13 protein-coding genes are annotated in these 12082 nt (G+C 63.5%); 7 read left to right on the top strand and 6 right to left on the bottom strand.

The features are described 5' to 3' along the window. Positions 1-269: 269 nt before the first annotated feature. Together EI969_RS22090 and EI969_RS22085 are read right to left on the bottom strand one after the other, a co-directional pair. Entirely contained in the window at positions 270-1676 is a 1407-nt protein-coding gene (locus tag EI969_RS22090) for an FAD/NAD(P)-binding protein (RefSeq protein WP_160389643.1), read from the bottom strand. A gap of 14 nt (positions 1677-1690) precedes the next feature. Continuing rightward, positions 1691-2254 carry an XRE family transcriptional regulator gene (locus EI969_RS22085; protein ID WP_160389642.1) on the bottom strand — a complete coding sequence of 188 codons (564 nt, stop codon included), beginning with the start codon at positions 2252-2254 and terminating at the stop codon, positions 1691-1693. Between EI969_RS22085 and EI969_RS22080 the strand changes: the two genes are divergently transcribed. The 7 genes from EI969_RS22080 (at position 2249) to EI969_RS22050 (ending at position 9611) form a co-directional block, all read left to right on the top strand. Continuing rightward, on the top strand, positions 2249-3274 hold the full coding sequence (locus tag EI969_RS22080) for a DMT family transporter (RefSeq protein WP_160389641.1): 1026 nt from the start codon (positions 2249-2251) through the stop codon (positions 3272-3274). The genes EI969_RS22085 and EI969_RS22080 overlap by 6 nt on opposite strands. 273 nt (positions 3275-3547) lie before the next feature. After that, positions 3548-6466 (top strand): monovalent cation/H+ antiporter subunit A, encoded by a 2919-nt coding sequence (locus EI969_RS22075; protein WP_160389640.1) that lies wholly within the window; start codon positions 3548-3550, stop codon positions 6464-6466. Beyond that, positions 6466-6810 (top strand): Na+/H+ antiporter subunit C, encoded by a 345-nt coding sequence (locus EI969_RS22070; RefSeq protein WP_160389639.1) that lies wholly within the window; start codon positions 6466-6468, stop codon positions 6808-6810. Before EI969_RS22075 ends, EI969_RS22070 begins: the two co-directional genes overlap by 1 nt. Further along, a complete protein-coding gene (locus EI969_RS22065) occupies positions 6807-8492 on the top strand; it encodes a monovalent cation/H+ antiporter subunit D (RefSeq protein ID WP_160389638.1) in 1686 nt (561 codons plus the stop codon). Before EI969_RS22070 ends, EI969_RS22065 begins: the two co-directional genes overlap by 4 nt. Then, complete coding sequence (locus EI969_RS22060) at positions 8489-8977, top strand: Na+/H+ antiporter subunit E (RefSeq protein WP_160389637.1); 489 nt, start codon at positions 8489-8491, stop codon at positions 8975-8977. The genes EI969_RS22065 and EI969_RS22060 overlap by 4 nt, the downstream gene beginning before the upstream one ends. Further along, complete coding sequence (locus tag EI969_RS22055) at positions 8974-9252, top strand: K+/H+ antiporter subunit F (protein WP_007973773.1); 279 nt, start codon at positions 8974-8976, stop codon at positions 9250-9252. Before EI969_RS22060 ends, EI969_RS22055 begins: the two co-directional genes overlap by 4 nt. Next, positions 9249-9611, top strand: a complete 363-nt coding sequence (locus EI969_RS22050; protein ID WP_160389636.1) for a Na+/H+ antiporter subunit G — start codon at positions 9249-9251, stop codon at positions 9609-9611. The genes EI969_RS22055 and EI969_RS22050 overlap by 4 nt, the downstream gene beginning before the upstream one ends. Before the next feature lie 133 nt (positions 9612-9744). Here EI969_RS22050 and EI969_RS22045 read toward each other — a convergent pair whose 3' ends face one another. The 4 genes from EI969_RS22045 to EI969_RS22030 all read right to left on the bottom strand — a co-directional run bounded on the left by EI969_RS22045 (position 9745) and on the right by EI969_RS22030 (position 12067). Further along, on the bottom strand, positions 9745-10182 hold the full coding sequence (locus EI969_RS22045; RefSeq protein WP_160389635.1) for a DUF3995 domain-containing protein: 438 nt from the start codon (positions 10180-10182) through the stop codon (positions 9745-9747). 101 nt (positions 10183-10283) lie between these two features. Continuing rightward, on the bottom strand, positions 10284-11297 hold the full coding sequence (locus EI969_RS22040; RefSeq protein WP_160389634.1) for an ABC transporter substrate-binding protein: 1014 nt from the start codon (positions 11295-11297) through the stop codon (positions 10284-10286). Between the two features lie 117 nt (positions 11298-11414). Continuing rightward, on the bottom strand, positions 11415-11621 hold the full coding sequence (locus tag EI969_RS22035; RefSeq protein WP_160389633.1) for a hypothetical protein: 207 nt from the start codon (positions 11619-11621) through the stop codon (positions 11415-11417). Beyond that, positions 11618-12067 (bottom strand): hypothetical protein, encoded by a 450-nt coding sequence (locus EI969_RS22030; RefSeq protein ID WP_177325113.1) that lies wholly within the window; start codon positions 12065-12067, stop codon positions 11618-11620. Before EI969_RS22030 ends, EI969_RS22035 begins: the two co-directional genes overlap by 4 nt. Positions 12068-12082: the final 15 nt, after the last annotated feature.

Below are 12082 nucleotides of genomic sequence, written 5' to 3'. Positions count from 1 at the left end.
CTCATCGCATGTAGGTGCCAGCGAAGCCAACCGGAGGGCGATGCCCCCGGATGAATGCCGGAGCGAAGGAACCCCGAGCCTAAGCGAGGGGCCGTACGCAAGGGGCGAGACCTTTTGGTTCCTTTTGGGGCGTTTGCCAAAAGGGACTCGCCGTAAGGGCGAAACCGCCAGCCGCCGTTACCGAAGAAACGGATATTCACACACCCCCCACCCAACCCCAAAGAAAGCCAAAAAAAGGACGACAATTGCGCAAAGGGTTGAACGGACGGCTAGCGCACCAAGCGCTCGGCCAACGCCTTGGCCTGGCTCGCCACATCAGTGACGGCGGTACTTTCCCACCACATGCCGCGCAACGGCGGCCCCATGGCAAACAGGCGGCTGGCAGCCACCCCCTCGGCATTCAGCACCGCGCCATCAACCTGCGCCGCAATACCCAGGGCCAACGGCCCCGGCCGCACAAGGCCACGAGCGAGCAGTTGCCGGGGCAGCGGGCGCGCGACCCGGCGCCAATCGTATTCGATACCGCTGGAGTTGATCAGGGCGGCACCGCTGACCACACAGGCCTGCGCCTCGCCGCGCCGTCGCAGGCGAATACTCACCCCGCCCTCCGTCGCAGGTTCAAGGCCCTGAAAGGAGGCTGCATGAATACGCAACCTTCCTTCTTTATATAAGCGCTCGACCAGTTCGGCACTCAAGGGTGGCGAGCGGTGGTGATGGCTTTCCCACCATGGCCGCACGTGCCGCACGAACTGCCGACGCTGCACGTCCGTCGCCTGATGCCACAAGCGCCCGATATGAGCCCGCACCGTGTCCAGCGGCGCCTGCCAGTCGATGCCCTGGGCGATGGCTTCCCGGCAATGCCGATGAAGTTCGCGCAGCAATTGGCGAGGCGTGCGGATGCTCTGGTCCTCGGCGAGAAAATCCACCCAGGCCGGTGGCTGGCGGCGCACATGGGGCAGCAGGCCATGGCGGGAAAACACCTCGATCGGCCCGCGATGCCCGGCCTGCTCCAGGGAGACCACGGCGTCGACCATGGTCAGGCCCGAGCCGATGATCATGACCGTCGATTGCCCATCGAGCTGCTGCATGGCCGCCACGTCCCACGGATCGAGGGCGGCCGCGTTCAGGCCGCTGGACTCGGTTTGTGGCGTGCGCGCAGCGGGAAACATCCCGGTGGCCAGTACCGCAAAAGCGCCCTGCAGGCATCGGCCGTCGCTCAAGGTCAGCCGCACGGCATCGGCATCGGCCTGCAAATCGACCACCTCGGCTTGCACATGCTCGACCGTCGAACCGTTCAAGGCTCCCACTGCCTGCGCTTGTGCCAGGCGTTGCCGGGCGTACAGGCCGAAAATCCCCCGGGGCGGGAACAGTTCGCTGATCGGCACGTGCTGCCGGTCCGATTCCGGCCAGCCGCCCGCGGCGATGTATTCGGTCAGCCATTGGGTCAGGTCGTCGGGGTTGTCCGGGTCGACACTCATGCGCGCCGCGTTGCCGTTGAGCGTATGGCCCAACTCCACCGCGCTGTAGGCTTCGCCCCGCCCCAGTTCGGCCCGGGGCTCGATCACCAGCACCCGGCGCCGACCCGGCAAACGCATCAACTGCGCCGCCAGCATCGCGCCACTGAGGCCGCCGCCGACAATCAGGATGTCGGCGTCATTGGTCAAGGTCTGGCCCATCCTGCTCTCCCTGTTCAGATCACCACATTGCGCACAAACCGCGCCGCCACTGCCCCGTCGTTGCGATAACAGTGCGGCTGGTTGCTGGCGAACATGAAAAATTCACCCGCGGCGATCTGCTGTGGCTGGTCGCCGAGCATAACGGTCAGGCAACCTTCGAAGACATAAATCTGCTCGCTCCAGCCATCGGCGTCCGGTTCCGACGGATACACTTCGCCCGGTTGCAGGCACCACTCCCATTGTTCGACTTCGCGGCTGGCCTGGGCCTTGGAGAGCAACACGGCCTTGCTGCCGGGGATGCTGCCGGTCCAGGCCAGCTCGTTGATCCGGCTGGGATCGCGGGCGTCGGGCGCCTGGATCAAATCACTGAAGGCGACATCGAGGGCTTCGGCCACCCGGTCGAGGGTGGTCAGGCTGACGTTCTTTTCCCCCGCCTCGATCGCCACCAGCATGCGCCGGCTGACGCCGGACTTTTCGGCCAGCGCGCTCTGGCTCAGGTCGGCGGCATGCCGCAAACGACGGACGTTCTGACTGACGTGCTGGAGGACCGAAGCCCGTTGAGTAGAATCTTTGTGCACTATATTGCTCACTGGGTGGGGTTGGGCAGTATACTGCGCAACATTGGACGCATTGTGCGTCCCCCTCCTGTAGCGTGCAAGGTCATGACGTCGGTGAACTCCCCAAAGGCTTCTTCCCGTTTTACAAGGTTCAGCAAGGCCGAATGCGTGCTGGTGCTGATCACGATGGTCTGGGGCGGCACCTTCCTGCTGGTCCAGCACGCGATGACCGTCAGCGGCCCGATGTTTTTCGTCGGCCTGCGCTTTGCCGCCGCCGCGAGCATCGTCGCCCTGTTTTCCTGGCGTCACCTGCGCGACCTGAGCCTGTTCGAAATCAAGGCCGGGTCGTTCATCGGCGTGGCGATCATGCTCGGTTATGGCTTGCAGACGGTCGGGCTGCAAAGCATTCCCAGCAGCCAGTCTGCGTTCATTACCGCGCTGTACGTGCCCTTTGTGCCGTTGCTGCAATGGCTGGTGCTGGGGCGGCGTCCGGGGTTGATGCCGAGCATCGGCATCATGCTGGCCTTTACCGGGTTGATGCTGTTGTCCGGGCCGGCCGGTGCGTCGTTCAACTTCAGCCCCGGCGAAATCGCCACCCTGATCAGCGCCGTGGCCATTGCCGCCGAGATCATCCTGATCAGCACCTATGCCGGCCAGGTCGATGTGCGCCGGGTGACGGTGGTGCAACTGGCGGTCACTTCGGTGCTGTCGTTCCTGATGGTGGTGCCGACCAACGAGGCGCTTCCGGATTTCTCCTGGCTGCTGCTGTGCAGCGCGCTGGGCCTGGGGGCGGCCAGCGCGGCGATCCAGGTGGCGATGAACTGGGCGCAGAAAAGCGTTTCACCGACCCGCGCCACGCTGATCTATGCCGGCGAGCCGGTGTGGGCCGGGATTGTCGGGCGCATTGCCGGGGAACGCCTGCCGGCGATTGCCCTGGTTGGCGCCGGGTTGATTGTGGCGGCGGTGATTGTCAGCGAGTTGAAGACCAAGGGTAAGGCGGCTGCGGCTGAGGAAGAGCTGGAGCAGGAGATACAGAGCTAGACTGTTGGTTTTGTGGTGCTCAATAGATAGCTATCGCGGGCAAGCCCGCTCCCACAGGGTCCGTAGGTGTGCATGCGTTTCTGTGTACGACCACAAACTCTGTGGGAGCGGGCTTGCCCGCGATGGGGCCAGTACTGACGAAACCCCTCCCCCTGAAACAATGTTAAACAGGCTTTTTCGGACTACCGTGTAGGATTCTGCGACAGCTTGGCGTTTGGCGATCCGGGAGCTGGCACGTATGATGCTTCACAAACTTCCGCAGATTAGAAGCCTATGTCCCTGATAGTTCTACTGCTTCTGCCTTTCATAGGCAGCTGTTTGGCGGCCGTGTTGCCGCACAACGCCCGTAACGCCGAATCCCTGTTGGCTGGCCTGATCGCCCTGATCGGCACCGTTCAGGTCGCGTTCCTGTACCCGCAGATCGCCCATGGCGGCGTGATTCGCGAAGAGTTTACCTGGCTGCCCAGCCTGGGCCTGAACTTCGTCCTGCGCATGGACGGTTTCGCCTGGCTGTTCTCCATGCTGGTGCTGGGCATCGGCACCCTGGTGTCGCTGTACGCGCGCTACTACATGTCGCCGAACGATCCGGTGCCGCGCTTCTTCGCGTTTTTCCTGGCCTTCATGGGCGCCATGCTCGGGCTGGTGATCGCCGGCAACCTGATCCAGATCGTGTTTTTCTGGGAGCTGACCAGCCTCTTCTCGTTCCTGCTGATCGGCTACTGGCACCATCGCGCCGATGCCCGGCGCGGCGCCTACATGGCGCTGATGGTGACCGGCGCGGGCGGTCTGTGCCTGCTGGCGGGGGTCATGCTGCTCGGCCATGTGGTCGGCAGCTATGACCTGGACAAGGTCCTGGCCGCCGGCGAACTGATTCGTGCCCATGCCCTCTATCCCATTCTGTTGCCCCTGATCCTGATCGGCGCCTTGAGCAAAAGTGCGCAATTCCCCTTCCACTTCTGGCTGCCCCACGCCATGGCCGCGCCGACACCCGTGTCGGCGTACCTGCACTCGGCGACCATGGTCAAGGCCGGGGTGTTCCTGCTTGCGCGGCTATGGCCGTCGCTTTCCGGCAGTGAAGAGTGGTTCTACATCGTCAGCGGCGCTGGCGCCTGCACCCTGTTGCTCGGGGCGTACTGCGCGATGTTCCAGAACGACCTCAAGGGCTTGCTGGCCTACTCGACCATCAGCCACCTGGGCCTGATCACCCTGCTGCTCGGCCTGAACAGTCCGCTGGCCGCCGTCGCTGCGGTGTTCCACATCCTCAACCATGCGACGTTCAAGGCCTCGTTGTTCATGGCCGCCGGCATCATCGACCACGAAAGCGGCACCCGTGACATCCGCAAACTCAGTGGCCTGTACAAGCTGATGCCGTTTACCGCCACCCTGGCCATGGTCGCCAGCGCCTCGATGGCGGGTGTGCCGCTGCTCAATGGTTTCCTGTCCAAGGAAATGTTCTTCGCCGAAACCGTGTTCATCAATGCCACGCGCTGGGTCGAACTGAGCCTGCCGATCGTGGCAACGATTGCCGGCACTTTCAGCGTGGCCTACTCCCTGCGTTTCACCGTGGATGTGTTCTTCGGCCCGCCCGCGACCGACTTGCCGCACACCCCCCACGAGCCGCCGCGCTGGATGCGTGCGCCGGTCGAGCTGCTGGTGTTCGCCTGCCTGCTGGTGGGCATCTTCCCGGCCCAGATAGTCGGTCCGCTGCTCGCGGCGGCAGCGCAACCGGTGGTCGGCGGCACGCTGCCCGAATACAGCCTGGCCATCTGGCACGGCTTGAACGCGCCGATGATCATGAGCCTGATCGCCTTGTCCTGTGGCACCGTGCTCTATCTGCTGCTGCGCAATCAACTCAAGCGCGGACGCTTCAACCGCCCGCCCGTGATTGGTCGCCTGGACGGCAAGCATCTGTTCGAATACGTACTGGTCGCCAGCATGCGCCTGGCCCGTCGCCTGGAGCCGCGGATTGGCACCCGGCGCCTGCAAATGCAATTGTTCCTGGTGGTGCTCGCCGCCGTGCTGGCCGGGTTGATTCCCATGCTGCACAGCAGCCTGCATTGGGGTGACCGGCCGAAGATCCCCGGGTCGATCGTCTTCGTCACCCTGTGGTTGCTGGCCATCGCCTGCGCCCTTGGCGCGGCTTATCAAGCCAAGTATCACCGTCTCGCGGCCCTGACCATGGTCAGCGTGTGCGGCCTGATGACCTGCATCACCTTCGTCTGGTTTTCCGCGCCGGACCTGGCCCTGACCCAACTGGCGGTCGAAGTGGTGACCACGGTGCTGATCCTGCTGGGCCTGCGCTGGCTGCCACGCCGGATCGAGGAAGTCTCGCCCTTGCCGGGCAGCCTGCGCCGGGCGCGGGTGCGGCGGATCCGCGACTTGCTGCTGTCGACCGCGGTCGGTGTCGGCATGGCGTTGCTGGCCTACGCCATGCTGACGCGCCAGACCCCCAACGACATTTCCTCCTTCTATCTGAGTCGTGCCTTGCCCGAAGGCGGCGGCAGCAACGTGGTCAACGTGATGCTGGTGGACTTCCGTGGTTTCGACACCCTCGGTGAAATCACCGTGCTGGTGGCCGTGGCCCTGACCGTGTACGCCCTGCTGCGCCGCTTCCGCCCACCGAAAGAAAGCCTGCAACTGCCGGCCCAGCAACGCTTGCTCGCACCGGACGTGGTCACCGACCTGGTCAATCCGCGTCACGCCAGCGACACCGCGCTCGGTTTCATGATGGTGCCGGCGGTGCTGGTGCGCCTGCTGTTGCCGGTGGCGCTGGTGGTGTCGTTCTACCTGTTCATGCGTGGGCACAATCAACCGGGCGGCGGCTTTGTCGCCGGGCTGGTGATGTCGGTGGCGTTCATCCTGCAATACATGGTCGCGGGCACACAGTGGGTCGAGGCGCAGATGAGCCTGCGGCCGCTGCGCTGGATGGGCACGGGCCTGATGATTGCCACGGCCACGGGCCTGGGCGCGATGGTCGCCGGCTATCCGTTCCTGACCACCCACACCTGGCATTTCTCGCTGCCGCTGCTGGGTGACATTCACCTGGCCAGCGCGCTGTTCTTCGACATCGGCGTGTACGCCGTGGTGGTCGGCTCGACCCTGTTGATCCTCACCGCCCTCGCCCACCAATCGGTGCGGGGCCACAAAACCGCTGCCCAGCCCAAATCCGTTGCCGCCAAGGGAGCCGTCTGATGGAAGAAGTCATCGCAATCGCCATCGGCGTACTGGCCGCGTCCGGCGTCTGGCTGATCCTGCGTCCGCGGACGTTCCAGGTGGTCATGGGCCTGTGCCTGCTGTCCTACGGGGTCAATCTGTTCATTTTCAGCATGGGCAGCCTGTTCATCGGCAAGGAGCCGATCATCAAGGACGGCATACCCCAGGACCTGCTGCATTACACCGACCCGTTGCCACAGGCCCTGGTGTTGACCGCGATCGTTATCAGCTTCGCCATGACCGCGTTGTTCCTCGTGGTGTTGCTGGCTTCCCGGGGCCTGACCGGCACCGACCATGTGGATGGCCGGGAGCCTAAAGAATGATGGCGATGACCCACCTGATCGTCGCGCCCATTCTGCTGCCGTTGCTGACTGCTGCGATCATGTTGATGCTCGGCGAGAAGCACCGGCCGCTCAAGGCCAGGATCAATCTGTTCTCCAGCCTGCTCGGGCTGGGCATTGCCGTGGCGTTGCTGCAATGGACGCAAACCACCGGCGTGCCCGGCTCCATCGGCGTGTACCTGCCGAGCAACTGGCAAGTGCCGTTCGGCCTGGTGCTGGTGGTCGATCGCCTGTCGGCGCTGATGCTGGTGCTGACCGGCATCATCGGCGTCACGGCCCTGCTGTTTGCCATGGCCCGCTGGGACAGCGCCGGTTCGAGCTTTCACGCGCTGTTCCAGATCCAGTTGATGGGCCTGTACGGCGCATTCCTCACCGCCGACCTGTTCAACCTGTTCGTGTTCTTCGAGGTGTTGCTGGCGGCGTCCTACGGCTTGATGCTCCACGGCTCGGGCCGGGCGCGGGTATCGTCGGGGCTGCATTACATCTCGATCAACCTGCTGGCCTCGTCGCTGTTCCTGATTGGCGCGGCGCTGATCTATGGCGTCACCGGCACCCTGAACATGGCCGACCTGGCGGTAAAGGTCCCGTTGGTGTCCGCAGCCGATCGCGGCTTGCTGCACGCCGGCGCGGGGATTCTGGCCGTGGCGTTCCTGGCCAAGGCCGGCATGTGGCCGCTGAACTTCTGGCTGGTGCCGGCCTATTCCTCGGCCAGCGCACCGGTGGCGGCGATGTTCGCGATCATGACCAAGGTCGGCGTCTACACCTTGCTGCGCCTGTGGACGCTGCTGTTCTCCGCCCAGGCCGGGGCTTCGGCGTTCTTTGGCGGGCAGTGGCTGATCTACGGCGGCATGGCGACCATCGTCTGCGCCGCCATCGCGATCCTCGCCGCGCAACGCCTGGAGCGCATGGCCAGCCTGAGCATCCTGGTGTCGGCGGGCATTCTGTTGTCGACCATCGGTTTCGCCCAGCCGAACCTGGTCGGCGCGGCGTTGTTCTACCTGTTCAGTTCGACCCTGGCGTTGAGCGCGCTGTTCCTGCTGGCCGAACTGATCGAGCGCTCGCGCTCGGCCAACGAAGTGCTGCTCGAAGATGAAACCGAATTGCTGCCGCGGCCACTGGAATCCCTGCATCCGCCTAAAGGCATCAACCTCGACGACGAACAAAAAGCCGTGGTCGGCCAGGTGATTCCCTGGACCATGGCCTTTCTCGGCCTGAGTTTCATCGCCTGCGCCTTGCTGATCATCGGCATGCCGCCGCTCTCCGGGTTTATCGGCAAACTCGGGTTGATCGGCGCCCTGCTCAATCCATTGGGCCTGGGCAACAGCGGCGACACACCGGTTTCCAACGCTGCGTGGGGCTTGCTGGCATTGCTGATCCTGTCCGGGCTGGCGTCGTTGATCGCGTTCTCGCGCCTGGGCATCCAGCGCTTCTGGACGCCAGCCGAACGACCCTCGCCCCTGTTGCGACGCCTGGAATGCGTACCGATCTTCGCCCTGCTGGGCCTGAGCATTGCGCTGACCTTCATGGCCGATCCGCTGCTGCGCTACACCCAAGCGGCCGCCGATGCCTTGTACAGCCCGCAGCAATACGTGATGGCGGTGCTCGACACCCGCGCCGTGCCTAATCCGTCGGTCGAGACGACCCCGCAGGAGGTGCAACCATGAAGCGCCTGTTTCCGGCACCCTTGCTGTCGCTGGCCCTGTGCCTCCTGTGGCTGTTGCTGAACCTGTCGACAAGCCCCGGCAATCTGCTGCTGGGGGCGGCGCTGGGGTTTTGTGCACCGCTGATGATGCGCAGGCTGCGTCCGCTGCCGGTACGCATCCGTCGTCCCTGGGTGATCCTGCGCCTGGTCCTGCTGGTCGGGCGCGATGTGCTGGTGTCCAACCTCGCCGTGGCCTGGAGCGTGCTCAATGCGGGTCGCCGCCCGCCCCGCTCGCGATTCATCAAGGTGCCGCTGGACTTGCGCGATGCCAACGGCCTGGCCGCGCTGTCGATGATTACCACGGTGGTGCCCGGTACGGTCTGGTCGGAACTGGCGCTGGACCGCAGCATTTTGCTGTTGCACGTCTTCGACCTGGACGATGAGGCGCTGTTCATCCAGCACTTCAAGGCGGCCTACGAACGCCCGTTGATGGAGATCTTCGAATGAGCCCGTTGCTGGCGAATGCGATCCTGCTGAGCCTGTTCCTGTTTTCCCTGGCGATGATCCTGACGCTGATCCGCCTGTTCAAGGGGCCGTCGGCCCAGGACCGGGTTCTGGCGCTGGATTACCTGTACATCGTCGCGATGCTGATGATGCTGACGTTGGGTATCCGTTATGCCAGCGACACGTACTTCGAAGCGGCGCTGCTGATCGCACTGTTCGGCTTCGTCGGCTCGTTCGCCCTGGCGAAATTTCTGCTGCGTGGTGAGGTGATCGAATGAATGCGCCCTTGTCGATGTGGGTGGAAATCCCCGTGGCGATCCTGCTGGTGCTCGGCGGCCTGCTTGCGCTGATCGGCGCCACGGGACTGCTGCGCATGAAGGACTACTTCCAGCGCATGCACCCACCGGCCCTGGCGTCGACGCTCGGGGCCTGGTGCGTGGCGCTGGCCTCGATCATCTACTTTTCGGCGCTCAAGTCCTCGCCGGTACTGCACGCCTGGCTGATTCCGATCCTGCTGGCGCTTACCGTACCGGTGACGACCTTGCTGCTGGCCCGGGCGGCGTTGTTTCGCAAACGCATGGCAGGCGATGATGTGCCGGCCGAGGTGAGCAGCCGGCGGACCGAGAGCGGTAGTTAGACCAAGGATTTGTATTGCCTGGACCGGCCTCATCGCTGGCAAGCCAGCTCCCACAGGGTTCAGCGCAATTCCTGTGGGAGCTGGCTTGCCAGCGATGGCGATGGACCGGTCAATGCATCATGACCGGCCTGCCTCAGACCCACGCCACCGCCAACAACCCCGCCCCCAGCACCACACACAACGGCGAATAAACCCAGGTATCGAGCCGGGCAAATTTCGAGCCTTTGACCTCTTTGAAAAAACCCACCAGTTCCGAATCGCCGATGGCCCGGGCAAACAGCAAAATCGCAATCGCGCTGATCACCCACTGCAACCACCAGTGATGCAAGGGTGGCAACCACCAACCCACCCGCCAGCACACCAGTACGGCAATCAACAGCAACAGCGCAGCCACCACCAGCGTGATCCAGCCTCGTGGCTTGAACGCCGGTCGCAGCTGTACGCTGCCCTCCTGCGGTACTTGCGGGACCGCCGCCACCGCTGCCCACTCACCACCCAGCGCCCAATACACATGCATCAGACTGATCGCTGCGAAGATCGTCACCAGCCACTGAGCCAACAGCAAGGTCATGGTTCAGAGATCCTTGAAAGGGATATGAACAGAACAGGCTAGTCGGCTTTTCGCGTAATGCGCGGACAAGTGCAAGACCAAAAGTTCATACCGGCGGCCGCTCACATTCCGGCAGAGACTTTATCCGCCACGTCCTTGGGCAGCCAGGCCCGCCAGACGTCCGGGTGAGCCTTCATGAACGCCTCTGCGGCCTGGCGCGGTGGCGTATGTTTCTCGCTCATCTCGGCCAGCGCCTTGTTCAGCGGGTCGATCGGAAAGCCGACCTTGGCGAAGAATTCGGCGATCTGCGGGTATTGCTTCTGGAAGGGAGTGGACACCCCGATCGACAACTTCGAGGCCAGGGAACGGGTGGGTTGCGGGTTGCGGTTGTCCGCGTCGGTCAGGGTCTTCCAGGCTTCGGCGTCGAACGGTGGTTCTTCGAGCTGGATCAGCTTGAAGCGGCCGAGCAGCGGCGTGGGCGACCAGTAGTAAAACAGTACCGGCTTGCCGCGATGAATCGACGAGCTGATCTCGGCATCCAGTGCCGCGCCCGAGCCGCTGCGAAAGTTCACGTAGCTGTCTTCCAGGCCATACGCCTTGAGCTTCTGTTTGTTGACCACTTCCGAGGTCCAGCCGATGGGGCTGTTGAGGAAACGCCCCTTGGTCGGCGCTTCCGGGTCCTTGAACACGTCTTTGTATTTCGCCAGGTCGCTGACACTGCGCAGGTCCGGCGCCAGCGGCTTGATGCCCTTGGCCGGGTCGCCCTTGATCACGTACTCCGGCACCCACCAGCCTTCGGTTGCGCCCTTGACCGTGTCGCCGAGGCTGACGACCTTGCCTTCGGCTTCCGCCTTGACCCAGACCGGGCTGCGGCCGGCCCATTCTTCGCCAATGACCTGGATGTCATTGTTGGCCAGCGCGGTTTCCAGGGTAATGGTGGTGCCCGGCAAGGTATCGGTGGGCAGCCCGTAGCCCTTTTCGACAATGATGCGCAGGACATCGGTGATCAGGCTGCCGCTTTCCCAGTTCAGGTCGGCGAAGTGGATCGGCTTCTGGGCGGCAATTACCGTGGCGGGTGTCGCGAGCAAAGCGAAAGTGGCCAGGACAGCAGCCAGCAACCGTCGAAATCCGTTCATGCTTTTGCACCTCGTGCTGTTCAGGCAATAGCGGGATGGCCTGGCAGTAGACCGCGAAGCCTCTGAATACTCAGTCCACTGACTGTAGTAGAGGTTCCTGCTTTCGAGGTGCGTGGATCAGTTTTCCGAAATTTCCTGCAGACGCATCAGCTCTCGCCTGACCATGCTGGCGTAGGGCGCCGGTTGCAGTTGGTAAAGCTGTGACGCCACCCAGTTCAACCAGGCGCCCTGCAGAATGCTCTTGTGCCCGAACAGCCGCCGCGCTTCGTCTTGAGCGCTGGCCAGGTTCTGTTCGTGAAAGTCGGCGCGGGTCAGGGTCGTCACTCGCTGGCCTTGAAGGTCACCAGCTCGCCCTTGCGCCACTTGGCCACTTTGGTGGTCACGGCCTTGAGGGTCTTGGTCAGGCCTTCCTGCAATTGTTGGTGAGCGGCAAATACCATCACCACGCTGTGACCTTCCTTGAACACGACCCCCTGGCCGTCGGCCGTGGTCACGAAGGCGTAATCGCCGATTCCGTAGACCGTCAGCTTGATGTCGCGGAACCTGATGTCCAGCTTGCCGCCTTCGCGACTGGGCAGCACGGACGCGCTGAAATGATCGCCGACCTTGAGCTTGAGTCCGGGTTTGTCGTCCACCACCAGGGCTGATTCGGTGTCGATTTCGGCAATGTAGATGCCTTCAGCGTTCTGTTCGGTGATGTAGACGAAACGCGACTGAAACTGCTTGACCAGCTTTGCGCGCAGGTCGCCCAGCACGAACAAGGCATGCATATCGAGATTACTTAC

Source organism: Pseudomonas sp. PB101 (assembly GCF_009764265.1).
GTDB lineage: Bacteria > Pseudomonadota > Gammaproteobacteria > Pseudomonadales > Pseudomonadaceae > Aquipseudomonas.
Note: the sequence above shows the minus strand (reverse complement) of the source record. Positions and strands in the feature narration are given on the sequence as shown.

What these genes read in the sequence shown, in the direction of transcription:
- EI969_RS22090 (WP_160389643.1), bottom strand. Translation starts at nt 1,676, where the DNA reads ATGGGCCAGACCTTGACCAATGACGCCGACATCCTGATTGTCGGCGGC.
- EI969_RS22075 (WP_160389640.1), top strand. Translation starts at nt 3,548, where the DNA reads ATGTCCCTGATAGTTCTACTGCTTCTGCCTTTCATAGGCAGCTGTTTG.
- EI969_RS22070 (WP_160389639.1), top strand. Translation starts at nt 6,466, where the DNA reads ATGGAAGAAGTCATCGCAATCGCCATCGGCGTACTGGCCGCGTCCGGC.
- EI969_RS22065 (WP_160389638.1), top strand. Translation starts at nt 6,807, where the DNA reads ATGATGGCGATGACCCACCTGATCGTCGCGCCCATTCTGCTGCCGTTG.
- EI969_RS22060 (WP_160389637.1), top strand. Translation starts at nt 8,489, where the DNA reads ATGAAGCGCCTGTTTCCGGCACCCTTGCTGTCGCTGGCCCTGTGCCTC.
- EI969_RS22055 (WP_007973773.1), top strand. Translation starts at nt 8,974, where the DNA reads ATGAGCCCGTTGCTGGCGAATGCGATCCTGCTGAGCCTGTTCCTGTTT.
- EI969_RS22050 (WP_160389636.1), top strand. Translation starts at nt 9,249, where the DNA reads ATGAATGCGCCCTTGTCGATGTGGGTGGAAATCCCCGTGGCGATCCTG.
- EI969_RS22045 (WP_160389635.1), bottom strand. Translation starts at nt 10,182, where the DNA reads ATGACCTTGCTGTTGGCTCAGTGGCTGGTGACGATCTTCGCAGCGATC.
- EI969_RS22040 (WP_160389634.1), bottom strand. Translation starts at nt 11,297, where the DNA reads ATGAACGGATTTCGACGGTTGCTGGCTGCTGTCCTGGCCACTTTCGCT.
- EI969_RS22030 (WP_177325113.1), bottom strand. Translation starts at nt 12,067, where the DNA reads ATGCATGCCTTGTTCGTGCTGGGCGACCTGCGCGCAAAGCTGGTCAAG.